Below are 24,426 nucleotides of genomic sequence, written 5' to 3'. Positions count from 1 at the left end.
ACGCCGAACGGCGCCTTTTTTTATTTCGTATTTCTTGTGAATTTCGGCAGTCCAAATATGATGGCGGCGATGCCGCAGATTCCGATTAAAACGGGATAGAAAGAGTATGGCAGGATGCTGACTGGTGAAATATTCCCGAATTTCCCGGCTGATAACAGCTGCGCGCCGTAAGGAATCAATCCTTGAATCATGCACGAAAAGATATCCAGAATACTTGCCGATTTTCTGTTGTCGATGTTGAATTTATCAGCGATATTCTTTGCAATCGGCCCGGCTGCGATAATGGAGATCGTATTATTGGCCGCAGCCAGATTCGTCACGCTGACCAGTCCGGCAATGCCGGCTTCGGCGCCTTTTTTCGAACGGATTCGTTTCGTGATGAACTCCAGTAAAAAGTCGATCCCGCCGTTTTGTTTCATCACGCCGACCATCCCGCCGATCAGCATGGACAGGATGATTAGATCGCTCATTCCGGCAATTCCATCCGTAATCGCCTTAAAATAAGAATCTAACGTCAGGCTGCCGCCCGCCAATCCGATGATTCCCGTCAAAACCAATCCGCCGAATATGACAGCCATCACATTAATACCGATTAACGCAAAAACCAACACGGCGATATAAGGAAGCACCTTAATCCAGCTGTAAGATGCAGTTCCCGTATGGACGGCGTGGCCTGCCGGAATAAAAAATAAGATAATAACAGTCACAATGGCAGCGGGCAAAACAATCAGAAAGTTCGTTTTGAATTTATCCCTCATTTGTGTTTTTTGCGTCCGGACTGACGCGATGGTCGTATCGGAAATAAAAGAAAGATTATCTCCGAACATAGCTCCGCCGACCACAGCCGCCATCGTAATCGCGCCGGAGATTCCAAGCTCCCCGCTCAGACCCGCGCTGATCGGCGCAACCGCCGCAATCGTGCCCATTGATGTTCCCATCGATATAGAAATAAAACAAGCAATGATAAACAGCCCCGGCAGCAAAAACTGCTGCGGAATAACGCTCAAAGCAAGATTGACAGTTGAATGCACCGCTCCCATCGCTTCAGCCGCCGAAGCAAAGGCACCTGCCAATATAAAAATCATTACCATAATGATAATATCAGGATGTCCCGCACCGGAAGCGAACCATTCTATTTTTTGATTGAGCGATTTCTTCCGGTTAAATAACAGCGCAAAAGCTGACGCAATGATCGCGGCAATCAAGATCGGCAATTTATAAAAATCTCCGGTCACCAGACCAGAGCCGACAAAAAGCCCTACGAATAAGACTAAAGGCAATAACGCCCAAGGGTTCTTTTTATTGTTCATCTGGGTAAACCACCTCTTTTCAGCATTAAAGTCGCTAATCACAGTCTAAGCAACATTTCACACTTTAAAAGTCTGCAGTAAAAAAGTCAAGCTGAAAAAAGGATAAGTAATGATTGATAAGATAGAAAAAGCTGTTTTGTTTCCACTCTTTAGAAAATAAAAAAACCAAGGCTCGTTTCCCTTGGTACATTTCATGCGGCCTGGCGCCCGGGACACCTTCTCTTCATTCAGAAATACATTCAGCTTTCAATCTGTTTTTAAGTTTCGCTTCATTTTCAAGGATATCTTCGTAATCCTCAATCTTCCTGTTTAATCGTTTTATGGTTTCATCAATTTCCCTCTGTTTCTCCGTCAGCCTTTTCCTTTCATTTATAAGGATGTTTTTTCGGGGTTCGATCGTATGATCGGCTCCTTCAATAAATAAAGCGGTATATTCAATCAGCGCCTCAATTGACAGCCCGGCACTTCTCATGCATTTTATAAATTGAATCCAATTCACATCATCTTTTTCATAATCGCGGATGCCGCTTTCATCGCGTTTCACCGGAGGAATCAGTCCTATACTTTCATAATACCTAAGCGTTGCGGCTGATAACTCAACCTGCTTTGCAGCCTGCGCAATCTTCATATTCTTACCACCCGTCCTTCATACCTTTCATAAGCGTGCCATTATAGAATATCATTTCATAAAAAAATAAACCAAACTCCTTGACTTAAAGTCCGCTTTAACATTTAAAGTAAAACCGAACAGAGGATTCATCATTTTATCTTGGAAAGGAAGATAACCATGTGTAATAATCATCCGACTCGTGTATTAAGCGCTCCGCATGCAAAAGCTAAATTTGAGCGGACGACGATTGAGAGAAGAGCATTACGGCCGCACGATATCCTGATTGATATTAAGTACAGCGGGATTTGTCACTCAGACATCCACAGCGCATTCGATGAATGGGGCGGCGGAATCTTTCCGATGGTTCCCGGACACGAAATTGCCGGAGTTGTGGAAGCCGTGGGTGAAGAAGTCACCACATTTGCCGTCGGCGACCGTGTGGGTGTCGGCTGTTTTGTAGACTCCTGCGGGGAATGTGAATACTGCCTGAACGGAGACGAACAATATTGCACAAAAGGCGTTGTTCAGACTTATAATAACCCGGACTACGACGGAAACCCTACGTATGGCGGCTACAGCCAGAAAATAGTTGTCACTGACAGATTCGTTGTCCGGATTCCGGATCAGCTGGATTTGGATGCTGCCAGCCCGCTATTGTGCGCGGGCATTACCACCTATTCTCCGCTGAAACACTGGAATGCCGGCCCCGGCAAAAAAGTGGCGATTGTCGGAATGGGCGGGCTCGGACATTTAGCCGTTCAATTCGCGCACGCTTTAGGCGCAGAGGTCACCGTCCTCAGCCGCTCAATGAACAAAAAAGACGAAGCGCTTGAATTTGGAGCCGATCACTACTTTGCAACAAGCGATCCGGATACATTTACTGAGCTGGCCGGACGATTTGATCTTATTTTAAATACAGTATCCGCGAACCTTGACGTAGATGCCTACTTATCCCTGCTTCGCATTGACGGTACATTGGTAAATGTGGGAGCGCCCGCTAAGCCGGACTCATACAGTGTGTTCTCCTTAATCACGGGCCGCCGCAGCATTGCGGGTTCACTCGTCGGCGGTATTCCGCAGACTCAGGAGATGCTTGATTTCGCCGCCGAGCACGGCATTGCTCCTAAAATTGAGGTGATACCGGCCAATCAAGTTGACGAAGCGTACGAACGGGTTCTCCAAAGCGATGTCCGCTACCGTTTCGTCATTGATATTTCAACTTTATAATCGACATAAAAAACATACCAATATCTATTGGTATGTTTTTTTCTGTTCAGATTATTTTTTATTTCAGCAGCCATCCGGGCACCGCTTTTATATAAACCAATTCGCCTATCAATTCAACGATCGTCTGTGTGACGATAACAGCGGCGGCTAATGAGGCCCAAGCATCCGGCAAAGCCAGCGCTAACGGAAGAACTGCGAGAGAATTTCTTGTGCCCGTGCTGAAGATCAATGCTCTTCCTTCACCTGTATCCAGACGGAACGCATATGCGATAAACCGGGAGACAAACGGCATAATGAGCAGGAATAACAGATAGATCGGAATCACACGTATAATGATGCCAGCATCACTGATGACCTTTCCGATTTGTGTGGCGACGACCGCCAGTAAGACCAGAGCCATAAAAGGAACAGGCAGCCAGGCCGTCCACTCTAACATCTTTTCTCCAGCCGGCTTCTTATCAGCCCATAATTGTGTCATCACTGCCGCCAGCAGCGGTCCCGCTATTAAACATAAGAATGCTTCCAGAAACGGCCCCGCATGAACAGCCCCTATCACTTCTTTCCCGATAAACAGCCACAGGTATAACGGAAGCAATACCATCTGAACGGCGAACAAAACCGGCGTGGAAGCCAGTATTAATCTCTCATTTCCTTTGCCGAGCTGAGTAAAGACGATGACGTAATCAATACAAGGTGTAAGCAATACCAAACAAACCCCTGATAATATAGGAGGAGATTGAGGAAAAATGGCGGTTAACACCCATACAACGACAGGTACAGCTAAGAAATTACCGATCAATAAAGCCGCCATAAACTTGAGGTTTGACATGGCTTCCCTCAGCTTCAAGAATGGGATTTGGGCAAACATGGCATACATGAGAACAGCGATAAGCGGTGATATCGTCCATCCCCAGCGAAGTCCTGAATCTTTCCCGGCGATCCCCGCTATTCCGCCGATTACAAGAGTCACACCATATATCCAAATTTGCTGTTTTTCTAATGTCTCTCTGGTTATTTTCATTGGCTGACACCTCTTCTCCGCCCATTATACCTTCTTTTCTGCCGCTCTTGCATTATGGTTCTGCCGGAATTAAAAAACACCAAGGGTCTGTGACACTTGGTGTTTTTGGAACGCGGCGAGAAAAACGGGTTGAAAACCGTTAATCCTTGTAAATAACCCCCAAAAAGTATTTTTGACATACTGTTCCTTATCGAATAAAAGCATTCTCTTTCATTTCCAAAGCATCATCCAGCCATCTCGGGTGCATCGGCAAGAGATGTTCAGGTAATTCATGGATATCAAAATATCTGATTTCCATGGCTTCCTCAGTGGACTTTTTCAAAGTGCCGCCGATGACGTCACATTGAAAACAATTGGTAATAAAATGGCTGACTCTGCCGTCAGGGTATATAAAGGTTTGTGAACTCGGATCAGAATAAACGCCTATCATTTTAGAGACTTTCACCACTAATCCAGTTTCCTCTTCTATTTCTCTTATAATTGCTTGTTCAACTGTTTCACCAGGTTCCACATGTCCTGAAGGAATGCCCCATAAACCATTATCAGCACGCTTCATTAATAAAACGGAACTTGATTCTTTAATTATAATTCCAGCGACTCCGGCTTTCACTTGTTCTGTCCATTGGAAATCCGGTTTTTTCCGTACTTCTGCCTTTATTTCATTATCGAACAAGTCTTTCAGATCGCGGATCACAACATCCGGATTTCTAAAATCATGTTTTGCAGGAAATAAAGTATTTTGTTCAGAAACTAATACGGAAGTTATGCCTATTTGGTTTGCTCCGACAATATCTGTTTCAGGCGTATCCCCAATCATAACGCATCTCTCTTTATCTTCAAAAGACTCGAGTACTTTTTCAAATATTGAAGACGCCGGTTTTCCAATTATAATCGGCTCTTTAGCAGCTGCTGTTTTAACAGCCGCGACTATAGCGCCTGTCGCGGGAGCCGGTCCGTTAGCGGCAGGAAATGTTTTATCCCCGTTTGCAGCGATAAATGAAGCCCCGCAGCGGATGAGGTTTACTGCCTTATGCACATCCTGAAATGTAATATTTTGATCCCATCCAATGACAACAGCCTCCGCCTGATCTTCCGTAAGATCAATATCGGCCTTTTGAATTTCACTTTTAAGTTGGTCATTTCCCAATATATATGCCTTCTTTATTCCTTCGCTGACAAGGTAATCAGCTGTTGCCCACCCCGCAGTAAACACTTCATCAATACTTGCTGAAATCCCCAGTTTATGAAGGCGTTTCACAATCGTTTCTCTTGTAACACAAGGATCATTCGTTAAAAAGCGAATGGCTTTCTTTTCTTCACGGAGTCGTTTTAAAGAGGCCACAGCTCCTGGTAAAGCTTTATCTCCTATATATATCACTCCGTCTAAATCAAATAAAAATACATCATAATTCTCGGAGATCATCATAACACTCCTTAAGCGGTTGTCTCTTGGTTAATAGTTGAGCGATACGCAAAATGATTTGTAGGGCCTTGTCCTTTCCCGATTCCTAAGGGATGTTTAATGGCTGCTGAAATGAATTCCTTTCCAGTTGCCACTGATTCCGGTATGCTGTGCTGCTTTGCCAGCTCTGCAGTTATCACAGCTGAAAACGTACAGCCTGTTCCATGAGTATGCTTTGTATCAAAGCGGGGAGAAACAAATTCCTCGAAGTCCTCGTCAAAGTACAAAATATCACGGGCTTCTCCGTTCAGGTGCCCCCCTTTTACGACAGCACTTTTTGCCCCGTATACCTCCACTATTTCTTTCGCCGCATCACGCATCTGCTGTACAGTCTCGATTGATTTGCCGATGATTGCTTCCGCTTCCGGAATGTTCGGTGTAATAACAGTTGTTTGGGGTATTAATAATTTCTTCAAATGATCAATGGCGTCCTTATGGAGCAGATGATGTCCGCTTTTAGCAATCATAACCGGATCCATCACATACGATTGAATATTTGCGTCTTTTAACTTTTCTGCCAGCAATTCAATAATTCCTATACTTGCAAGCATACCGGTTTTGACAGCATCCGGTTTTATATCATCCATGACACAGTCTATTTGCTGAGATATATTCTGAAGAGACATCTCCTCAAAACTTTTCACACCAAGTGTGTTTTGTGCAACAACTGATGTAATAACTGCCATTCCATATACCTTTTGTTCCTGAAATGTTTTTAAATCCGCGTGAATTCCCGCCCCTCCGGAAGGATCAGTCCCAGCAATCGAAAGCGCTTTATAAATATCCGTCAACTTACACTCCTCCTTCAGGCAGGTTTCACTGCTTTAAAAATGACAAAAGGCGGGTATTCCTTTTCACATTTCCAATTATTAAATTGAAACTCTTTCTCTATGGCTTTTACATGCTCTTGGTCAATATCGTTTAACGTTGGTTCTGATAAAGTTACATTTTCAAAACCTGCATGAGTTAATAGTGTATAATACATTGACTTCGGCCAATGAAAATCATTTAAAATTAAATCTGCTTGCCCGGGAACATGGAGCCATTCATTTCTTTCTTCTCCGTAAGAATATTCTTTCCCCGGTATTCCATTGCGGAAGGTTGAAAATTCAATTCCGGTTGAATCAGGATTCGTATCGAGTATGACAAATGAAGCTCCTGGTTTTAACACACGAAAAATTTCATTTATGATACCTTTGATACGCTGGTCACTATCCGTATTAATAAAAACATAACAGGCCATTGCAGCATCAACTGAGTGATCTGGTAAGAAGGAAAGATTATCGTGTTCAATTAAATGATAGTCCACATGAGGATGTTGTCTTTTTGCCTTTGCTATATCTAACATCTTCCTTGATTCATCGACTGCGATCACATTGCAGCCTATTCTGTCAGCCAGCCTATAAGCTACCTTTCCTGGACCGCATCCGAAATCGAGCACCTTTTTAATCTCCGCTTTATCAAAAGTACGAAAAACAAACTCAAAACCTAACGTTTGTTCTAAAACGTCATTATAAGCATCGAATTTACCAGCAACACTGTCTTCTTTCCATGAAGTTTTCATTGAATTTCCTCCTTTTGCTCAGTTGAGAAATAATGAAACCACTTATTCCTGACGAAAAATTGATATATAGGAAGTAAACTTTGAAATAGAGAATGATCCATATCCCGTTTATATGCAATATGCTGGTATATACTGAAAAGGAAAAGAATCTGTTTCCAGTAATCAGGTAAATCAAGCATTTCAATATCGTTTTTAGTCATAGAAATTTGATCTTTCCTAAGTAATTTTTCGTACTTTAAGACTGTTTCAATGGACGGCCAGTTATTTCCCTCAGGCATTTTCGGAAATTCAAATTCCGGAATATCATGGTGATTTTCAGCTTCTTCAAGCACCGTTTTCGCCCATTCATGATCTGAATCATAAATATGGATTGATCCCGCATTATGAAAATATTCTCCGACTTCTACACGCAGTTCTCTGGCCATTAATTCCTGCATGAAGGTAAATGAGAAAAGATCACTGATCATCCCGCGAAAAGCATCATTTGCACGCATGACAGAAGACATGTATAATTCGCCTTCCCTCACAAAAAACTGCAAACCGATTGTGCAGGAAACATCTATATTTTCTAAAACGAAGAGTTCCGAAGCATCGAATATTTGAATAAATGCCCTTTTTGAATCAATATCTTCTTGTGTCAAAAGATTTTTTATTCTATTCCATTGATTTAGTTTTGCATTTCCGAATTCAAATATTTTAGGCCCGTACGCAGTGCCTGTTAATGTTTTTTTATTCATTGAGTATGAAGGCATTTTTTTATTGTAATAACTGATAAAATCTAAGTCGTTACTCCCCGATAAATACCATAGCACTTCAGCAAAATTAAACACGATATTGGTTTTTCTTGAGGATAAATAAGTGACACGTTCTATTGGATTTTCCAGAGTCAGATGGTAGTTCAATTGTTCTCTGCTTTTTTGTCCGCGCGGTGAATTGAAAAATTCAGGGTTGTGATAGATGTCATACAGCGTTTCCGTATATGCTTCATGAAAAGTTCTCTTTCTCATTGAGATTCCGCCTTATATGCTGCAAAGGTATTTTTAATGTTCTCTAATAAATCATCTGTATCTTTATAGCTGATGTACTCAACATCCGCCACTGCATGTAACCCTTGAATTAAGAAAGCATAATCCTTGTCCTTTTCTAGAAATAGCACGATCTTTTTTTTCAAGGCGGAAGCCCATCCAATTTCTATATGTGTTCCAGGAGAAGCGGGTGATCCGGGAAATGCTGCAAAAAGGTCGCAAGTACTTATTTCATCAAAATCAATTTTAGTGCATTGAAGGGGTGTCATGAAATCTTTCCCCCACCCTTCCCGCTTGTGAGCATTATGAACCAGCCATCCTTCATTCTCAAAAAAGGAAATTAATGATTCCAGCTTTCCCCTCTCATACGTACTCATCAATCCAGTTTTCTCATCTACTAAACTTTTAAAAGGCCCTGCCAGAAAAACTTTTTTAGTCGCCACTTCATATCACCCTTTCAAAATAAATAAAGCCACTTTCCTCTATGGAAAGTGGCTTAAATATAGATAAGATAAAGAATCTCTCTAATTTTTCACTTCCCTACGCTGGTATTAACCAAATCAGGTTCAAAGGGTCAGGACGTATTGTCTCTTCTCAGCTATTAAAGCTCCCCTAGTGACTTTTTATAAATATTTACTTTAATTCTATGCTATTCCATATAAATAGTCAAACAATGACTTTCCCTTCAATATTGCAGCTTACCCACTAGTTTTAAAACCTTCCGGCCTCTTTTTTCCTGCCAACGAATAAGGTGACCACAACACTGGCTAAACTGACCAAAGTCCCCAGTACGGCAGCAAGAATTGTCAAAAAGCCATTGGGGATCAGAAATCCAATCGGAATGAGCCCCGCAAACGTGAGGACGATAAAACATTGATAGACTCCGGATATGATTCTCACAACCAAACTGCCAAAAAAGGACATGACGAATGGAGGAATGAACAAACATAAGATGATTCCGAGTGAGATCAATAAAATCATAGGCTCGTCAAAAGAAATGACACGATCGCCGGGAGACTCTTCAGCAGCCGCGAATACAGCAAATATAGACATTATCAGCGTAAGAAAAACAAGAAAAAACCTTTTCAGCAACGTTATGACTCCTTTTTTTATAAAAACGGGTATCTTTTTTTCAATCACAATAACCATTTTATGTTATCAAATGAAATAATATGAAGTCAAACCGAGTTCTGCACCTGATTTATTGGTTCTTATTTTTTTGATAATTTCCATATAATTGTCCGCAAGCAGCATCTATATCAATGCCAAATTGACTTCTGACGGTCACGTTAATTCCTGCTGACTTTAATTTTTTATAGAAGTTTACAACTTGTTTCTCATTTACTTCTTCAAATCTCATAGGTGAACTAACAGTCGGGTTATATCTAATGATGTTTACATGGAACAAGTTCCCTCTCTTATATCTGCTTCTTAAAAGATTTACTACTTCATTCGCATGATCAATAGAATCATTAACTCCCGGCAGCATAATATAAGCAATATAAACTTTTCTTGAGGTCACACGTATATGCTCATCTAATGTGTCCATTACCTCCAATAACGGGTAGCGTTCATTAATCGGCATTAACTTGCTTCGCTGTTCATTAAAAGGAGAATGTAATGAAAACGTCAGGTTGACCTGCGGATAATCCTGAGTGATTTTTTTAATGCCCGGAATAATACCTATGGTCGAAATAGATAACCTGCGAGGGCTTAAAGCAAACAACTTCGGATTTGTAAGCACATGTAAAGCATCAAAAACTTGTACATTCGCTAATGCTTCTCCCATTCCCATAAAAGAAATACTGTCAATTGAATGTCCTTTTAAGTGAAAGTACAAAATTTGGTCAGTCATTTCATCTGACGTTAAATTGCGTTTTAAACCAATATCTCCTGTTGCACAAAATTTACAGCCAAAATGACAGCCGCACTGCGAGGATATACAAAATGACTCCCAACCGGCTTTATATTTCATATTAACCGTTTCTATTTTTTCGTCTCCTGAAATTTCAAATAAGACTTTTGTAACTTGCTCAGAATGCTGCACTTTTAAAGGAGCAATATTTAAAATTGACTCTCCGAACTCCTCTATTAACAATTTTCTCAAGGATTTAGGAAGAACCGTTATTTCATTGAAATGATTTATTCTCCCTTGGAATACAGCATTTTTGATTTGATTCATTCTAAAATCAGGAAATTTATTTTGCTTCAGGAACTCTTGAATTCTTATATACTTGTTTTTTTGTTGCATGTTTTCTCATCCTTCCATAATACTCTTGTTTGTTTGAGTAAATAGAAGGGAGTGATCATCTAACCTTTTTTTAAAATCAGGCACAAAAAAACACCGACACAATTATCGGTGTTACGCTTAAATAACATCATGCACAAATAAACAAGGACATTATGTCATTGGATTATCGTTTATTTGACATAGAGAAAAAGCACCGATAACTGTTTTTGTATGGTGATTTGGCTTAAAAAAGGACAGACTGCTCCCTTTGTCCGCCAAAATGTTTCCAATTTTTGCATTTTTACCATACAAAATTCCATAAATCGTTATCATCGCTTTCACCTCTTTCTTGTCAATATTAGCAATAATCACCATATCATAAGGTTTCCCTTATGTAAAGCTAAACAAATGCTTACGCCCCCGCTAATGACAGTATTATATAACTTGCTTATTAAGCCTAATCCAAGTACAGAAAGCGCGCTGATCACATTTTTCACTTATCCGCGACGGAACATTTCTTATATAATGGGTGACCGGCAGCTGCCTGCTTGAATCCCAATCTTCCTATAGTGATTTTTTATATTCATGACAGTATGATGATTTGTCACTTCAGCAATCAGATCGTTTATTCGATCCAGATTAATCGGTTTATTTTCTGATAAGCTGCTGAAGCTTTCTCTGATTTCTTCAGGATAGACATTTCCGGCCATGCTTGACAGGCCGTTACACCCGTTACTCAGCATCTTCGGAAATTCAACGTCCCCTGCCGCAAACAAAATAAAGTGATCAGGGAACTCTGTTTGTTTATGACGCAGAACGTCTCCTCCTTCTTTCAGCCCCCTTATCCCGGGATGCCGGCTTATTAAGTCTTTAAGCGCTTTCTCACTCAGATTAAAACCGGTCCGGCCGGGGTTATTATAAAGCACAGCCTCTTTAGAGGTATGACTGAGAAGTTCGTCAACGTAATAAACGGCTTGCTGCTGTGTCGGTCTTATATAAGGAGGAAAACCAATCAGTACAGAATCAATATTGGTTTTCTCGATGTGTTTCATCAGTTTGACGGCATCACTGGTTCTTACGGCTGAAACACCGAACATCAGTTCAACATCTTCAAATTTTCGCTGATGAACATACTCAATGATCTGAAGACGCTCATCTATGCTGAGTGAATGCTGTTCACCAGTCGTGCCGCATATGAGTAACGAATGGATACCGCTGTTTTTCAAATGTTCGACAATAGCATCAAATCCTTCTACATATAAACTTTCATCTTCATGAAAAGGCGTAGGGATAGCAACATTAAAATTTCGCATGAGAATGTCCTCCAAGTACATATTCTTGAATATCTGCAGAGTATCATATAACACTGTCTGACATTTAAAAAGGTACAGTTTCAGATAAATAAACATGTCAGATGTAAAGGCCGACACACAAAAAAAGCAGGCAAAGAGAGCCTGCTTCATCCTCTAGCGATTCATTTCCTGGATGGCTTGACAAATATGAGTAATAAGGCAAACTGAATGTAAAAATTGTGCTAATGAGGTGGGGTTAATGATTTTAGATTTAAAAGGTGAACCGCACATGGATCATCTTGTGGGAATGCTGTATTCTGCCGTTAATGAAAATTACAGCCGCTTAATATCCATTGTGTCAGACATGTCACAGCAGGAGATTGATTATAAAGGACCAAATCAAACATACAATAGTACAGCTCAGCTAATAAGACACTTAGCATATGTTGATCTCAACTGGATATTCAGAATAAAGGGTGAACCGATACCAAAGCAGCTTGAAGAGAAGTATGGACCAATGTTAGATCAGAACAATAAGCTCCCTTTCATTTCCGGTGTTTCATTAGAACAAATTCTCACTGATTATGAAGAAGTATTCAGCATGTTTAAGTCTGTTTGTTATCAGTTAACTGACGATCAGCTGAATCATACAGTAGATTATGAAGCAGAAAAACAAGCAACCATTCAATGGGGAATATGGCATATGGCAGACCATAATAGATATCATCAAGCTCATATTCATCAGCTTCGCAAATGGTTTGAAGAGAAACAGAAACTTGTCGGTTAAAGCCGCTTATTAGGAGGAGCAAGGATAAATTTATTACAAGTTCCCTGCGGATTGCCTATTTTCACTGACTGCCAATCAATTAAAATGTACAGACAAAAAACCACATTTGCTGTTGAAAAGTTGTGGAATAAAGCATCGCATCAACTGCACTATGACAAGCTGAAACGTTAATATTTTGTGTTTCAGCCATTCAATCGCTTTATTTAATGATGCTGTCCAAATACGATTTTTTCTATAGTCTTTGCAGCAGTAAAGTCCTCTGGAATCCTATACTAATCTTCCGCAGCCGCTGCATCGGCCTTTGTCACATGAACCGTACCAAACGGATGGTTAGGAGGAGCATAAATTGAATACAGTTTTAACGGCGTATTACCCGTATTCACAACATTGTGCCAAGTGCCGGCAGGGACAACAATGGCAAAGTCATCATAGACATTTCTTTGGAAAGTTAAATGTTCCTTGCTCTTACCCATTTTAACGATCCCCCGGCCTTGCTCAATCCGTAAGAATTGATCTACGTGAGGATGGATCTCCAAACCGATATCTTCTCCAATACCAAGACTCATCAAAGTAATTTGAAAATGCTTTCCTGTCCATAGGGCCGTACGGAACGTATTGTTTTGTTTTGCGGCTTTATTGATATTCACAACGAATGGTTTTGGTCCATAATCTTTCAAGAGAAGGTTTCTATCTTCGTATGAAGGATCATAGTTATTTGGAAAAGTCCAATAAACAGATCTTCCATCGCTATACATCGGTACATTCACACAATAATAACATTGATGCGAAAAAGGTATATAATACATTTTTCATCCCCGCAATTTTAAATTTTTGTGATATTATCCTATGCTTTTGGTAATGAGAGTGTGCCGCACTAAGGAATTCCCTTGATCAGCCTAAAAGACTTAAGTTAGCAGAAACGTTTTGGCCACAAAATCCGTTTGCATAAAAAATACCAACTGAATATGCGCGGACTAAAATCGTTGCACTGATGGATAATTTAGGCACATGCCCTTATCAAAAACAATCTGGGTGCATATCCTGCTCCTAAAAGTCATTCATAAAGGGAGTTTAGATATGTATTATTATTATTATCCGTATTATGTATATGATTACAGACAGCAGCCTGATTTAAGCCAGGCAAATCATAAAATGCGAAGCCATTTATCTGCGATTCAACAAATTCCAATACACTCATCCTCCTTTCAACAATCAATGGCTGCGGTAGTGAAACACTTGCAGGCTGTCAGCAGAGCACTCGCTCTGGGATGCGGTATGAGTTCAGAATTCAGATTTCTTCCAGACACTTGGGGATTACGAGAACTTCATACTGTACACGCGAAATATCTTACTCCGTTGAGCTATCACGTTTATTCCGCTTTAGGCGCAGCAGAGCTTCTCGCCTCCGGACAAGGCCGGGCTCCTCATTTTCCTCTTATGGTTGGCTGCATGAATTCAATACTTCGTCTATGGTCAAACTTCCCCGCAGCGATAGCAGACCTGCGAAGAGCAGCCGGTCACCAATACGCGTCATCTGTAGACGAGGCGGAAAATCTCCTAAGACCAATGGTTCCAGCCACACAACAGGCATTATCCATCAGTCAATCTGCAGTGAGTCCGGCTATTTGGCAGGCTTCCTTACGTGCCGCGCAGTTAGCTAGGGAGGTACGTCAGAATGTTGCACAATCAATGAGTCAGGGATCTTCTTATTAATTAAGCCAAAAGATTTTTTCGGCTTTACACAGTCACATAACCGGACTTATTCAACACAAAAAAGAGCAGTAAACACGTAAGTTACTGCTCTCCTCTGTCTATCCACCGTTCATTTGTTTTACAATGTATTCAGCATCATTTCCTACACCTTGAAGCAGCGCTGAACCTCGCCTATGCTGCCAAGGCAAACCAATAAAATACAATCCTTCCACAGCTGAAACACCCCGGTGATGTATAATTCGGCCTTCCTTATCCAAAACACCTTCTATTTTCATCCAACAAAGCGGATTCTTAAAACCAGTTGCCCAAATAATATTGTTTACTTCTAATGAAGATGAATCTTTAAAAATCATTTCATTTTGCTTTCCGGCTATGACTCTTTGTTTTAAGATGATCTTCTTCTGTCTTATTGCATGTTTTAATTCATACCCAAATATGGGGTCGCCTTTCTTCTGAATGAACTTGCCTAATATTGATGTATGACTTGCATGTAAAACTCCTAATTTATCAAACCACCAAAAGATGCTTCTTTTTCCAATCCATAAAGGGAAATAAACCGGTTTATTACTGCAAGCCAAATATGTAACTCTTTCTTTGGATAATTCAACAGCTATCTGAGCCCCGCTATTCCCGCCGCCGACTACCAGTACATTCCCAGGCGCCAGTTGTTTTGAATGTTTATATTGTGAAGAATGTAATTGATGAATATGATCGGCTACATCCCTTGATATTGATGGAATGTTAGGGGTATGAAAAGGACCTGCGGCCATCACAAGATTCTTCGTTTGATATTCTTCCCGGTTTGTTTTTATTAAGAAATAGTTCTTTAATTTTTGGACACTTATTACTTCTGTCCGTAATTGGATCGGGATTTCAAATCTTTCAACATATTTTTTCAGATAAGCAGCAATTTCATTTTTTGAAGGGAGTCCATGCTTGTCTCCTTCAAGCTGCATTCCAGGCAAAGAGCTGTACATTCGAGAAGTAAATAAAACCAATGAGTCATACCGGTTGTTCCAGCTTTCTCCCACTTCATGACTTTTATCCAAAATGATAAATTTTTGTTTCGACTTCTTTAGATAATATCCTACTGAGATTCCTGCCTGACCGGCTCCGATTACTATCGTGTCGTACATATGAATCCCCCCCTCCGGTTTTATCTTAATTGTCAGCAGACAAAGTGAGTCCCTATTTCCTTCTTTAATGATGATGATGGTCACGCGGATTCTCAGTTTGGGCCTGACAAAGAATCGTATTGTCGTGATTATGCGCTGCTGTTTCCATTTGAATGGTTACATGTGTAATGCCTTTATCTCCAAGTTCATGTTCAATTTTGCGTAAAATACTTTCACTTTCAGAAATGGTCAGTTGATCGTTAACAACTGCGTGGCAGGAAAGAGCATTCAATCCGCTTGTGATAGACCATATGTGCAAATCATGAATGCTTTGAATTCCTTCTGTCTCTTCAATTGTATGAATGATGTCAGTGACATCGATATTTCCCGGAGTTCCTTCCATTAATACGTGAATGGAGTCTTTCGTCACATGGTAACCGCTTCTCAGAACAAGAATAGCCACAATGACACTGGCCACTGGATCTGCCCAGCTCCACCCGAAGAAGATGATAAGGATCGCAGCCAGTATGGCACCTACAGATCCGAGCATGTCACTTATCACATGTAAGTAAGCCCCTCTTATGTTCAGGTTATTCTTTGTATCTCCGCCGTTCAGCATAATCCAAGCGACCAATATATTTACAGCTAACCCGATGATACTAATCGTCAGCATACCGGTTGTTGCTACCTCCGGCGGATGAGAGAAACGTTTGATTGCTTCATAAATGATATAAAGGGAAATCAATATTAATGCAACACCGTTTATCACAGCTGCGAGAATCTCAAATCGTTTGTAGCCGAATGTCTTATGATGACTTGCCTTTTTTTCGGCCAATTTAAAAGCAATCAGAGCAACCATTAATGAGATTGAGTCACTCAGCATATGGCCTGCATCTGACAAAAGCGCTAAACTATTGGTTAAAAATCCGCCTATCGCTTCTATTATCATATAACCTGTAATCATGATAAAAGAGATCAATAAAACCTTCTTATTGGATCCGCCAGCGTGATTGTGATTGTGACCCATAAAAATCTCCTCCTTATCTCATACACTGTATTTATTATTTCTTTTCTGTTATGAAGCATTCTAACATGGACAAAAAAATAATCATATATGATTATGTGCTCATATATGAATATATAGGTTCTTTACTGAAATGTCAAAATCTTTTCAATGAAAATGTCCAATACTTTATATTGCTCTTGATCAATGATTGCTATGAAGCCGCGGATTACAGTAATTACTTTAGGCGCAGACAATTTAGAAAAATCGCTTCACTTCTATCGAGATGACTTGGGTCTGCCTACAGAAGGAACAGCCGGTACAGATTTGAACGACTTGCAAACGGGACTGAAACTTGCCCTTTGGGACCGCAAAGACATCGCACATGAAACAAACGTTACGTTAACTGCGCCAAGCCCTGCAGAATTTACATAAGGACATAATGTTGGCAGTAAAGCTGAAGTCGATAAAGTCATGGAACAGGCAAAACAGGCAGGAGCAACGATAACTGATCCCGCTCATGATACTTTTTGGGGCGGATACTCCGGTCACTTCCAAGACCCCGATGGACACTTATGGGAAATCGTTTGGAATCCGCACTGGGATGCAATTGAATAACCCAATTTAGCAACAATAAAAACACACCTGAAAGTTCTGGTGTGTTTTTTATTTGTTTCCCAAAACGATCAACCTATTTATACGATGGCGGGATGCTTTGCGGAAAACGGAATACATTTTCGGGATCGTATTTCGCCTTTATTCTTTGAAGCCTTGCAAAGTTTGAGCCATAATATGCTTTTCCGAAGTTCTCGATATTTTGATCCGGAACATTCACATATGAACCTGTTACATATGGTTTCATCAGCTGACGCACTCTTTCAACTGATGCAAGATTCGAAGCTTCTTGTGATTTATTTTCCCAACTGGCCGTCCATTCCGTATAAAATAATGGACGGCGCCAATAGAAGGCTGTTTCACTGCTTGGAACTCTGCTTATCGCGCCTCCCCAATTGATAAAAAAGAAGTTGGTTTCTGTCCCAGTCGCTTTTTCTAAAAATTGTCTCATTACTGCAATAGGTTCTTCCGGCCAAAGATTGAGCGCCCACGCCGAGGAGAATTTAACACTCTGATCAGATCTGCCGGGAATCGGTTCGTCAGGATCTAAGAAATCTATACAATCCGGGTAGTATAGTGTTTTGATTACTGTTTGTGCCGGCGTTCCGGCATTTAATAAAGGTTTTAATAATTGAATCAGCTCCGGTTTTGAACCGAGGAACAATCCTTCCGCATGGCACAAACCATTTACTTTGCTGTAAATCTCAAGGTAGCATCCTAATCGTTCGTCTGTAAACGGCGCCCATTTTTGCCACGCTTTAAATACCGTTTCTAACTGTTCCCACGGCCAAATGATATTAAAGACGGTTGCGGTTTTAGGGGCACGGTGAACTTTGAATGTATATTGGGTGTTATATCCGAAATTGCCTCCCCCGCCGCCTCTGGAAGCCCACAGTAAATCTTCATTGCGGGATTGATTTGCTTGAATAATCCTGCCTTTGGCATCTACCATTTTCAGTGCGAGAAGGTTATCGCTTATCAGGCCGATCGATCGGGAAAGCACTCCAAATCCGCCTCCCATTGTGATTCCTCCGATTCCGACGGTTGGACTGTCTCCGAACGGGGCCATAAAACCTTCCCGAGCTAAACCTTTTACAAGCGGGCCGACGTGAATGCCGGTTTGAACGGTTGCTACCGCGTTTTTTTCATCTAAGAAAACTTTATTCATGTCACTCACATCAATAACAATCCCATCACTTACCGTGGAAAGATTTTTATCCAGAGCATGGCGGCCGCTTCTGACACGCATAGGCACATTCTTCTCACGAGCCCATTTAATAGCATTACTTACATCGTATGAATTTTGGGCAAAAACAAAGACAAGCGGACAGACATCAACATAAGGGTTCCAATTCTTAACCGCCTGTGTATAGCCGGGGTCCCCTTTGAAGATGACGCGTCCTGTTAACTGTGCTGATCCCATCTATTTCACTCCCAATAAGCATTTGATTCCGATACCAGTATATGCAGGAATTGGACAAATTCTTAGACAGATGTTCTGCAAACTTAAAAATAGATACATATACGCGAAAATGATATAAAAACAAAAAAAAAGACAAGAGCGGCAAGCTGCCGAAACTCTTGTCTCTCCTGCCTTTTTTATCATGATAGGCACTTACATTTATTGGCGTTATATCCCGACTTAACTATGGAAGTCCATAGAAAATTATGTTTGCCCTGCCATGCGTGGTTCTGCTGAGACACCGGCTGAGCAATCTTTCTGCTTGATCCCCCGACAAAGAATCTTATTCTTTATCGTTTTTGCACCCCTGTACGGTTAAAATCAATACACATTGAATCTTATCTTTTACATGATGAAAAGATCTTATTTTTTCTTCTTGTGCTTACGTTTGCAATCATGTTTTTTCTCTTTCTTATGACGTTTTTTACATTTCGCTTTGGCTGCTAATTTTGCCGCTTCTACCTTTGCTTCTGCTGCTGCTTTTGCTGCTTCTGCTGCTCTGGCTCTTGCTTCTTCCGCCCTTGCTATTGCTTCTTCCGCTCTGGCTCTCGCTTCTGCTTCTCTTGCTGCTTCCGCTCTTGCTGCGTCGTCCGCCATATCAAAATCATGGCCAAGGTCACAGGCTTCGTTGTATGGCTTTTTCTTCTGAACGTACTGTTGATCTTCACCTTCGTTATAATACATTACGCCACTCCTTCTCTCATTTTTTAATCTCTACATACTATGTATAGAAATAACTGCAGCTTGGACTGGTATTATGATGAACCGGCACATTTTAGGGCAATTTTCATTTATCGATACAACAGATTCTGGATGCTTGATGAAACTTAAATGTTTATGATAAGCAGCGTAAAAAGGGAGACTACGAAAAAAGGATGCTGCGCGCTGCAACATCCTTCTGTACCAACTTTTTGTGTTTTTGACTTTTAGTTTGCTTGCTGTGTTTGTTTTACTGGTTCTTTGCTAAAAAGTCCGACAATGTTCAACAAAATAATTGCAGCAGCTATGATTAAACGAGTCGTACTGACTTCTTGGTTAGTAAACAATTTATAGCCATATATTGACCCCAATGCTGCTATACAAAAAATATTGAACCATTTACTCCAACGCAATTAGAAAACTCCTTATAAAATGATTACATTTCAAAACAATGTATTATAATATTAACAAAATTTTTCAATAATTTACCTTAAATCATTCTTAATTGGTTTTCCTGATCATTTTCTCTAATCGTCTTCGATCTTTCGGATTTTTGATCATTTTTTTGTTACAGGCTAGACCCAGACATCATTTTCAGCTGTTTGATCAGTTATTTCCTGCCCGGTATTCACAACACCTTTAGGTTCTACAAGCAAAATGTTACACTCTGATTCTGCATAAGGTTTATGTTCAACATTTTTCGGAATGACAAACATTTCACCTTCATTTAATGTTACTTCTCCATCACGAAATTCAATGATTAAATTACCCTTAATGACAATGAAGACTTCATCTGTTTCGTCATGCTTATGCCAAACAAAATCCCCTTGTACCTTAACAAGTTTAAATTGATAATCATTCATTTCAGCGATTACTTTTGGAAACCATTGATCTTGGAACGCAGCTAATTTCTCTTGAAAATTAATCGGTTTATATTCCATTCTTTCCCCTTCCCGTGTAAAACTCAATCATTTAACTAGTCCCAAATTAAAGGCCTGTCAACCTCAGCAGTTCTGAGATAGTCTAAAAGCTGACCGGTATGTACGGACTCATGGTAAGCGATTCTTAATAACATGTCTCCTAGTTCGCGAATATATCCAACATCAGACCTGTCAATCTTTATATTTGTTAAATCTGTTTCGTTTAACGATTTGATGAATGTCAAAAACTCGGCCCGATACGGTTTTGCAAATTCTAATTCTTCGCTTACAGTGGTAAACATTTTTGATTCATAAGGATTAATAGTTTCCTCTGAAAACTCACTCATATTTTTCATTAAAATTTGATGATAAAGAAATTCTGCTTCTAATATGTGTCTTATCATTTCTTTACACGACATGGCTTCGGAATCCGGGCGCCAGTCCATTTTTTCCTCAGGTATAGCTGTCCATAACTTGATGCTTCGCCGTCTCACCTCTTCAAAATGTAAAACGATAAGGTCAATCGTATTCAAATATTTTTCCCCCTTTTATTTTTATAACCTATTCTCCTTCTTTCCAGGAATACCTTCATGAGCTGCCTCAAAAAATTAAAGATATATTCCTTTCGCCTCTAAATAAATAGTCCCATCCACATCATTGACAGACGCGGTGTTAAAAATGGTGAGAAACAACTCGCTAGATTGATAAATCGAACAATTTTAAGATAAAGAGATATTCATTCATCCATACAATAGACTCTGGCTGAACATATACTGAATGATAGTTTTCATCAGAAAGGAGAAATCAGCTTTGGCAAAATATCGGATCATGACCTTTGACGGGGGCGGAACCTTAGGTGCTTTAAGTTTACAGCTATTGAACAGACTGGCTGAAGAAAATCCAGAATTAATAAGTCGAACCCACGTATTTGCGGGAAATTCAATCGGTTCATTTACTGCCCTTGCATTAGCAAGCGGAAGATCTCCGAGGGAAACACTTCAGTATTTTAAGGATGAAATCCTGCCCGCATTCAGCACGTCCCGGCCGGGCGGACCTGTTTTCAATCAACAATTACCATATTCCGGTTTTATTAAAGCGGTACGAAACTTTTTCCCGCCAGGCCTTCGCCTTAAAGATCTAAGAAAACGAATTGTTGTCCCTTCATTCAAATTATACTCCCCGGCACTGGATCGTTGGACGCCCGTATTATTTCACAACTTTCCCGGCTCTCCCTATTTAAATGAGAAAGTGAGTGATGTCATACTGCGGAGCAGCGGTGCTCCCGCGACGCAGCGCGCCTATCAAAACTACGTGGACGGATATGTAGTGGCAACGAACCCCAGTACGGCCAGTATCGCGTTTGCGGTTGGTAAAGCCAACGTGCCACTGGATCAAATTGCGGCACTATCCATCGGTACAGGTGAAGCCCCGACTCGGTTAAGAAGAGATACGAGGGGATGGGGAATGGTGAGTGCGGATAACATACGTCCCGAAAATCTGAAGAACCTTCCTCCAAATTGGGGAGTCCTTTTGGACAGGTCGCCTAATGAACCATTACTGCCATTTCTTCAGATGATCTCCGGCGGAAATGGCTACTATGAATCTATGGTCAGCGCGAATCTGCTGGGAGATCGCTTTTTCCGGTTAGATCCGCGGATTCCTAACTTCTCCAAAACAGACCCTTCCGTGGTTCCCGCTGTCATTGAAATTGCGAACAAAACCAACTTACAGCCTGTGAATACATTTATAGAGAAAAACTGGAACGACAGCCATTAACTAAGTTAGAAGTTTATAATAATTCAATGAACAAAAAATACCAAGGGACTCAACACCCTTGGTATTATTAATGCGGCCGAGAGGGTTTGGACCTTTACGGGGTGTTTATACGCTGGGCATTCGATAAAGTGAAAGCTTAGCTTATTACCACCCGGCATTTCAAGCACTGAAGTTAAGCATTACATCCAACAATCGGGCCATTTAATTGAATAGGACTACTCAGTAGTCGCTTCCCATTACGTAAGAAAAGCGACTTTTTAGATTTGATTTTCAAGTTCCTTGACAAATTTTGAAAAGACCATTGACTATTCAGTTGAACTGTATTAAGTTTAACTATATAGTCAGACTGAATAGAGGATGAGGATATGAAACATAAATTATTACCGCTGTCTGAAACCATGCATTATATTTTATTAGCTCTGCGGGAGCCGCTTCATGGCTATGCTGCCATGCAGAAGATCGAAAAGATGAGTAACGGAACTGTTATTTTAGCAGCCGGCACATTATACGGCGCGATTGAAAACTTGAATAAGCATGGCTGGATTGAACCTGTTGGAGAATCGGGCCGGAGAAAAGTTTATATGATAACTGCGGAAGGAAGCGCCATTTTGAAAATGGAACAAAACAGATTACTTCATATTTTATCCCTGTACGAAGGAAGTGAATCGAATGAAGAAATTTAAGATGTTTTTTGATATTGAAAAAGAGGAGCAATGGCTGAACGAGCACCTACAAAAAGGCTATCACTGTACAAATATCAGCGGATTAGGAATATACACTTTCAAAAAAACCGACAAAAAATATGTAATGCGACTGGATTATCAAGATTATTTATCAAAGAAAAAGTTCAAAGACTACAAAGAGATCTATGAAGACTTCGGCTGGAGTTATATAAACAGCCCATGGCTTAGCGGAACTCGATATTGGCAAAAAGAAGATGATGATCAAAATGAAATCTTCTCGGATCGCCAATCAAAGAGTAATTATTATAAAAGACTAATGAGTTTTTCATCTTGTTTTGGTTTACTGTGCTTGTTTTATTCTTATTTGATTTACAAGGATTCAGGTTTATATTTAACTGAAGGTCTGTGGAGTATGGAAAGCGCAATGTTTTGGAAAGCATTTTTATTTGAAACTCCATTTGCCCTTTTGAGGTCGCTTCCCGCCCTTATGGCTGTTCTATTTGGCTGCAGTTTCTATAAAGCGTATCGAAAGTATTCAATGTTAAAAGAACAATAACGCGGGGAAGTTACATTCAAAGAAGTAACTCGAGGATCATGTATTTGCCGAAGCCGGGCGCTTTAACGGAAAAAAAGCGCCCTGAATTTGCTGATAAATCAGACGGCTTATTTTGTTAATAATACATACTTATTTACAATGGCTTGAGCGAGACAAGCTGATGAATCAACAAAGGTAAGTCCGCTGCTTTTTTGATCCGTGACCATATTTAAATCCGTACATGCAATGATAACCGTATCAACCTTTTCTGCTAAGTCACGGTGTAATTCATCATATAATGTACGAGCCTCATCGATTTGACCTTGTTTAATTTTTTCTATTATTTGATCGACATAGATTTGCCAACTATCTTGATGTAAAAAATCATAACTTTCTCTGTTTAACGCTTCTTGAAATATTCCAGATTGAACCGTAGGAACGGTGGCTAAAAGAGCTGCTTTTTTGGAGCCTTTAGGTGTTTTTTTTATGGTTTCATCAACCATGTTTAGTAAAGGGACTGAAAGCGATTTTTTTATTTGGTTAAAATAGATATGTGCGGTATTACATGGGATGGCAATAAAATCAACACCCGTTTTTTCAAGCTTTACAGCCCCCTCAATAATTGCCTTTTCCATGTCCGTATGATTGAGAGGTTTATTCATATAGAAAGGAGTCGGACAAGAATAAATCATCATATGAGGGAAATCCATGTCATGTATTGCTCCATATATTTTTTGGCACTCGTCTACTACCTTATCTACAAATGGCCCAGTAGATTTTGGCCCCATTCCTGCCAGTATTCCAATCATAATTGTCCTCCTCTGTAAAAATGTGTACGAATACGATCACGATGAGTTATTCTTGTGTTTCGCATCTGAATCTGCTCTCATTTCTTTTTGGCTGTCTTCTCCTATTTTATCATTTCATTAATCGAATTATCATATCTAATTCCGCCGCACGCAGAAGAATGGCAGATACATTAAGGTTATGAAAGCTTGTTTTCATTACACTCTCTATCTTCCACTTTCATCATTTCTATATGTTTTCATGAATTATGGTTAAAAATCGGTGATTAAATTGTGCCCATATAGATTAGTAAAGTGTCATTGATGTCAAGTCATGAACTCCTAAAGGAGATTTAATAACTCATTTTCAACGAAAAACTGATCTCTGTTAATTAGTCGAGATTCCAAGATATACACGGACCAATTGAATTGATCTTTCCTTTTTTGGGAATCCCACAGGTTCCCTCTTGTTTTGATGTTGTTTTTTTAAAAAAAGTTATTGACACCATTAAATGACCATGTTATCATTAAAAATTTGATATCTCACTCCATATGTGATAACCTTAAGTTAAGTTCCCATATATGGAGGTGG

Annotated in this window: 27 protein-coding genes, 1 pseudogene and 1 riboswitch; of the genes and pseudogenes, 7 read left to right on the top strand and 21 right to left on the bottom strand. The window is 40.2% G+C overall.

The genetic code is table 11. The features are described 5' to 3' along the window. Positions 1-20: 20 nt before the first annotated feature. Together JNUCC22_RS02825 and JNUCC22_RS02820 are read right to left on the bottom strand one after the other, a co-directional pair. Positions 21-1,310 carry a Na+/H+ antiporter NhaC family protein gene (locus JNUCC22_RS02825; protein ID WP_032870394.1) on the bottom strand — a complete coding sequence of 430 codons (1,290 nt, stop codon included), beginning with the start codon at positions 1,308-1,310 and terminating at the stop codon, positions 21-23. Positions 1,311-1,533: 223 nt separating this feature from the next. Next, positions 1,534-1,938 (bottom strand): MerR family transcriptional regulator, encoded by a 405-nt coding sequence (locus JNUCC22_RS02820; protein WP_167859916.1) that lies wholly within the window; start codon positions 1,936-1,938, stop codon positions 1,534-1,536. A 159-nt stretch (positions 1,939-2,097) separates the two neighbouring features. Between JNUCC22_RS02820 and JNUCC22_RS02815 the strand changes: the two genes are divergently transcribed. Beyond that, positions 2,098-3,147, top strand: a complete 1,050-nt coding sequence (locus tag JNUCC22_RS02815) for an NAD(P)-dependent alcohol dehydrogenase (protein WP_167859915.1) — start codon at positions 2,098-2,100, stop codon at positions 3,145-3,147. A gap of 58 nt (positions 3,148-3,205) precedes the next feature. Here JNUCC22_RS02815 and JNUCC22_RS02810 read toward each other — a convergent pair whose 3' ends face one another. The 10 genes from JNUCC22_RS02810 to JNUCC22_RS02765 form a co-directional block, all read right to left on the bottom strand. After that, positions 3,206-4,168, bottom strand: a complete 963-nt coding sequence (locus JNUCC22_RS02810; RefSeq protein ID WP_039062684.1) for an arsenic resistance protein — start codon at positions 4,166-4,168, stop codon at positions 3,206-3,208. 187 nt (positions 4,169-4,355) lie between these two features. After that, positions 4,356-5,594, bottom strand: coding sequence for an HAD-IIA family hydrolase (locus JNUCC22_RS02805; RefSeq protein WP_039062683.1), 1,239 nt, complete (start codon positions 5,592-5,594; stop codon positions 4,356-4,358). An 8-nt stretch (positions 5,595-5,602) separates the two neighbouring features. Then, positions 5,603-6,421 carry a bifunctional hydroxymethylpyrimidine kinase/phosphomethylpyrimidine kinase gene (thiD, locus tag JNUCC22_RS02800; RefSeq protein WP_039062682.1) on the bottom strand — a complete coding sequence of 273 codons (819 nt, stop codon included), beginning with the start codon at positions 6,419-6,421 and terminating at the stop codon, positions 5,603-5,605. 14 nt (positions 6,422-6,435) lie between these two features. After that, positions 6,436-7,194, bottom strand: coding sequence for a class I SAM-dependent methyltransferase (locus JNUCC22_RS02795; protein WP_039062681.1), 759 nt, complete (start codon positions 7,192-7,194; stop codon positions 6,436-6,438). Further along, a complete protein-coding gene (locus tag JNUCC22_RS02790) occupies positions 7,191-8,201 on the bottom strand; it encodes a thymidylate synthase (protein ID WP_007409546.1) in 1,011 nt (336 codons plus the stop codon). The genes JNUCC22_RS02795 and JNUCC22_RS02790 overlap by 4 nt, the downstream gene beginning before the upstream one ends. After that, a complete protein-coding gene (locus JNUCC22_RS02785) occupies positions 8,198-8,662 on the bottom strand; it encodes a TIR domain-containing protein (RefSeq protein ID WP_042634877.1) in 465 nt (154 codons plus the stop codon). Before JNUCC22_RS02785 ends, JNUCC22_RS02790 begins: the two co-directional genes overlap by 4 nt. Positions 8,663-8,739: 77 nt before the next feature. Next, a riboswitch (TPP riboswitch) is annotated at positions 8,740-8,843 on the bottom strand. Between the two features lie 87 nt (positions 8,844-8,930). Next, positions 8,931-9,311 (bottom strand): hypothetical protein, encoded by a 381-nt coding sequence (locus JNUCC22_RS02780; RefSeq protein WP_039062680.1) that lies wholly within the window; start codon positions 9,309-9,311, stop codon positions 8,931-8,933. 109 nt (positions 9,312-9,420) lie between these two features. After that, positions 9,421-10,470: a Cfr family 23S rRNA (adenine(2503)-C(8))-methyltransferase gene (locus tag JNUCC22_RS02775; RefSeq protein ID WP_007409549.1), complete on the bottom strand. Its 1,050-nt coding sequence runs from the start codon at positions 10,468-10,470 to the stop codon at positions 9,421-9,423. 150 nt (positions 10,471-10,620) lie between these two features. Beyond that, positions 10,621-10,824 (bottom strand): hypothetical protein, encoded by a 204-nt coding sequence (locus tag JNUCC22_RS02770; protein WP_007409550.1) that lies wholly within the window; start codon positions 10,822-10,824, stop codon positions 10,621-10,623. 143 nt (positions 10,825-10,967) lie between these two features. Further along, positions 10,968-11,762: a dihydrodipicolinate synthase family protein gene (locus JNUCC22_RS02765; RefSeq protein WP_191974128.1), complete on the bottom strand. Its 795-nt coding sequence runs from the start codon at positions 11,760-11,762 to the stop codon at positions 10,968-10,970. A gap of 238 nt (positions 11,763-12,000) precedes the next feature. Here JNUCC22_RS02765 and JNUCC22_RS02760 point away from each other — a divergent pair, with 238 nt between their 5' ends. Then, positions 12,001-12,528, top strand: coding sequence for a DinB family protein (locus JNUCC22_RS02760; protein WP_227749571.1), 528 nt, complete (start codon positions 12,001-12,003; stop codon positions 12,526-12,528). A gap of 272 nt (positions 12,529-12,800) precedes the next feature. Here JNUCC22_RS02760 and JNUCC22_RS02755 read toward each other — a convergent pair whose 3' ends face one another. Beyond that, complete coding sequence (locus JNUCC22_RS02755; protein WP_039062678.1) at positions 12,801-13,334, bottom strand: cupin domain-containing protein; 534 nt, start codon at positions 13,332-13,334, stop codon at positions 12,801-12,803. Positions 13,335-13,605: 271 nt separating this feature from the next. On the opposite strand from JNUCC22_RS02755, the gene JNUCC22_RS02750 reads away from it, so the two are divergent. Then, a complete protein-coding gene (locus JNUCC22_RS02750; protein ID WP_033575031.1) occupies positions 13,606-14,241 on the top strand; it encodes a hypothetical protein in 636 nt (211 codons plus the stop codon). A 98-nt stretch (positions 14,242-14,339) separates the two neighbouring features. On the opposite strand, the gene JNUCC22_RS02745 is transcribed toward JNUCC22_RS02750, so the two are convergent. Together JNUCC22_RS02745 and JNUCC22_RS02740 are read right to left on the bottom strand one after the other, a co-directional pair. After that, complete coding sequence (locus JNUCC22_RS02745; RefSeq protein ID WP_007409553.1) at positions 14,340-15,377, bottom strand: flavin-containing monooxygenase; 1,038 nt, start codon at positions 15,375-15,377, stop codon at positions 14,340-14,342. A 64-nt stretch (positions 15,378-15,441) separates the two neighbouring features. Continuing rightward, positions 15,442-16,383, bottom strand: a complete 942-nt coding sequence (locus tag JNUCC22_RS02740) for a cation diffusion facilitator family transporter (protein ID WP_007409554.1) — start codon at positions 16,381-16,383, stop codon at positions 15,442-15,444. Between the two features lie 192 nt (positions 16,384-16,575). Here JNUCC22_RS02740 and JNUCC22_RS02735 point away from each other — a divergent pair. Then, positions 16,576-16,977: pseudogene (locus JNUCC22_RS02735) on the top strand (VOC family protein). Between the two features lie 73 nt (positions 16,978-17,050). Here the strand turns inward: JNUCC22_RS02735 and JNUCC22_RS02730 are convergent. From JNUCC22_RS02730 to JNUCC22_RS02710, 5 genes are all read right to left on the bottom strand, one after another. Further along, complete coding sequence (locus tag JNUCC22_RS02730) at positions 17,051-18,397, bottom strand: FAD-binding oxidoreductase (RefSeq protein WP_038463673.1); 1,347 nt, start codon at positions 18,395-18,397, stop codon at positions 17,051-17,053. Positions 18,398-18,799: 402 nt separating this feature from the next. Then, entirely contained in the window at positions 18,800-19,120 is a 321-nt protein-coding gene (locus tag JNUCC22_RS02725) for a hypothetical protein (protein WP_032866846.1), read from the bottom strand. 242 nt (positions 19,121-19,362) lie between these two features. After that, positions 19,363-19,548, bottom strand: a complete 186-nt coding sequence (locus tag JNUCC22_RS02720; RefSeq protein WP_216062113.1) for a hypothetical protein — start codon at positions 19,546-19,548, stop codon at positions 19,363-19,365. Positions 19,549-19,710: 162 nt separating this feature from the next. Then, entirely contained in the window at positions 19,711-20,076 is a 366-nt protein-coding gene (locus tag JNUCC22_RS02715) for a cupin domain-containing protein (RefSeq protein ID WP_216062112.1), read from the bottom strand. Positions 20,077-20,111: 35 nt separating this feature from the next. Next, positions 20,112-20,588, bottom strand: a complete 477-nt coding sequence (locus JNUCC22_RS02710; RefSeq protein ID WP_038457051.1) for a DinB family protein — start codon at positions 20,586-20,588, stop codon at positions 20,112-20,114. Positions 20,589-20,865: 277 nt separating this feature from the next. Here JNUCC22_RS02710 and cotR point away from each other — a divergent pair, with 277 nt between their 5' ends. From cotR to JNUCC22_RS02695, 3 genes are all read left to right on the top strand, one after another. Continuing rightward, positions 20,866-21,831: a sporulation hydrolase CotR gene (gene cotR, locus JNUCC22_RS02705; protein WP_038457049.1), complete on the top strand. Its 966-nt coding sequence runs from the start codon at positions 20,866-20,868 to the stop codon at positions 21,829-21,831. Between the two features lie 365 nt (positions 21,832-22,196). Then, the gene (locus JNUCC22_RS02700) at positions 22,197-22,514 is read left to right on the top strand and encodes a PadR family transcriptional regulator (RefSeq protein WP_015416893.1); all 318 of its coding nucleotides are present in this window, start codon (positions 22,197-22,199) and stop codon (positions 22,512-22,514) included. Beyond that, on the top strand, positions 22,501-23,070 hold the full coding sequence (locus JNUCC22_RS02695; protein ID WP_216062111.1) for a DUF2812 domain-containing protein: 570 nt from the start codon (positions 22,501-22,503) through the stop codon (positions 23,068-23,070). Before JNUCC22_RS02700 ends, JNUCC22_RS02695 begins: the two co-directional genes overlap by 14 nt. A gap of 107 nt (positions 23,071-23,177) precedes the next feature. Here the strand turns inward: JNUCC22_RS02695 and JNUCC22_RS02690 are convergent, their stop codons facing one another. Continuing rightward, positions 23,178-23,858, bottom strand: coding sequence for an aspartate/glutamate racemase family protein (locus tag JNUCC22_RS02690; RefSeq protein ID WP_061047196.1), 681 nt, complete (start codon positions 23,856-23,858; stop codon positions 23,178-23,180). Positions 23,859-24,426 lie beyond the last annotated feature (568 nt).

It is taken from the genome of Bacillus sp. JNUCC-22 (assembly GCF_018861275.1).
GTDB lineage: Bacteria > Bacillota > Bacilli > Bacillales > Bacillaceae > Bacillus > Bacillus velezensis.
Note: the sequence above shows the minus strand (reverse complement) of the source record. Positions and strands in the feature narration are given on the sequence as shown.

What these genes read in the sequence shown, in the direction of transcription:
- JNUCC22_RS02740 (WP_007409554.1), bottom strand. Translation starts at nt 16,383, where the DNA reads ATGGGTCACAATCACAATCACGCTGGCGGATCCAATAAGAAGGTTTTA.
- JNUCC22_RS02790 (WP_007409546.1), bottom strand. Translation starts at nt 8,201, where the DNA reads ATGAGAAAGAGAACTTTTCATGAAGCATATACGGAAACGCTGTATGAC.
- JNUCC22_RS02755 (WP_039062678.1), bottom strand. Translation starts at nt 13,334, where the DNA reads ATGTATTATATACCTTTTTCGCATCAATGTTATTATTGTGTGAATGTA.
- JNUCC22_RS02795 (WP_039062681.1), bottom strand. Translation starts at nt 7,194, where the DNA reads ATGAAAACTTCATGGAAAGAAGACAGTGTTGCTGGTAAATTCGATGCT.
- JNUCC22_RS02815 (WP_167859915.1), top strand. Translation starts at nt 2,098, where the DNA reads ATGTGTAATAATCATCCGACTCGTGTATTAAGCGCTCCGCATGCAAAA.
- JNUCC22_RS02700 (WP_015416893.1), top strand. Translation starts at nt 22,197, where the DNA reads ATGAAACATAAATTATTACCGCTGTCTGAAACCATGCATTATATTTTA.
- JNUCC22_RS02725 (WP_032866846.1), bottom strand. Translation starts at nt 19,120, where the DNA reads ATGTATTATAACGAAGGTGAAGATCAACAGTACGTTCAGAAGAAAAAG.
- JNUCC22_RS02825 (WP_032870394.1), bottom strand. Translation starts at nt 1,310, where the DNA reads ATGAACAATAAAAAGAACCCTTGGGCGTTATTGCCTTTAGTCTTATTC.
- JNUCC22_RS02765 (WP_191974128.1), bottom strand. Translation starts at nt 11,762, where the DNA reads ATGCGAAATTTTAATGTTGCTATCCCTACGCCTTTTCATGAAGATGAA.
- JNUCC22_RS02695 (WP_216062111.1), top strand. Translation starts at nt 22,501, where the DNA reads ATGAAGAAATTTAAGATGTTTTTTGATATTGAAAAAGAGGAGCAATGG.
- JNUCC22_RS02775 (WP_007409549.1), bottom strand. Translation starts at nt 10,470, where the DNA reads ATGCAACAAAAAAACAAGTATATAAGAATTCAAGAGTTCCTGAAGCAA.
- JNUCC22_RS02820 (WP_167859916.1), bottom strand. Translation starts at nt 1,938, where the DNA reads ATGAAGATTGCGCAGGCTGCAAAGCAGGTTGAGTTATCAGCCGCAACG.
- JNUCC22_RS02750 (WP_033575031.1), top strand. Translation starts at nt 13,606, where the DNA reads ATGTATTATTATTATTATCCGTATTATGTATATGATTACAGACAGCAG.
- JNUCC22_RS02760 (WP_227749571.1), top strand. Translation starts at nt 12,001, where the DNA reads ATGATTTTAGATTTAAAAGGTGAACCGCACATGGATCATCTTGTGGGA.
- JNUCC22_RS02805 (WP_039062683.1), bottom strand. Translation starts at nt 5,594, where the DNA reads ATGATGATCTCCGAGAATTATGATGTATTTTTATTTGATTTAGACGGA.
- JNUCC22_RS02730 (WP_038463673.1), bottom strand. Translation starts at nt 18,397, where the DNA reads ATGGGATCAGCACAGTTAACAGGACGCGTCATCTTCAAAGGGGACCCC.
- JNUCC22_RS02745 (WP_007409553.1), bottom strand. Translation starts at nt 15,377, where the DNA reads ATGTACGACACGATAGTAATCGGAGCCGGTCAGGCAGGAATCTCAGTA.
- JNUCC22_RS02810 (WP_039062684.1), bottom strand. Translation starts at nt 4,168, where the DNA reads ATGAAAATAACCAGAGAGACATTAGAAAAACAGCAAATTTGGATATAT.
- JNUCC22_RS02715 (WP_216062112.1), bottom strand. Translation starts at nt 20,076, where the DNA reads ATGGAATATAAACCGATTAATTTTCAAGAGAAATTAGCTGCGTTCCAA.
- JNUCC22_RS02690 (WP_061047196.1), bottom strand. Translation starts at nt 23,858, where the DNA reads ATGATTGGAATACTGGCAGGAATGGGGCCAAAATCTACTGGGCCATTT.
- JNUCC22_RS02770 (WP_007409550.1), bottom strand. Translation starts at nt 10,824, where the DNA reads ATGGTGATTATTGCTAATATTGACAAGAAAGAGGTGAAAGCGATGATA.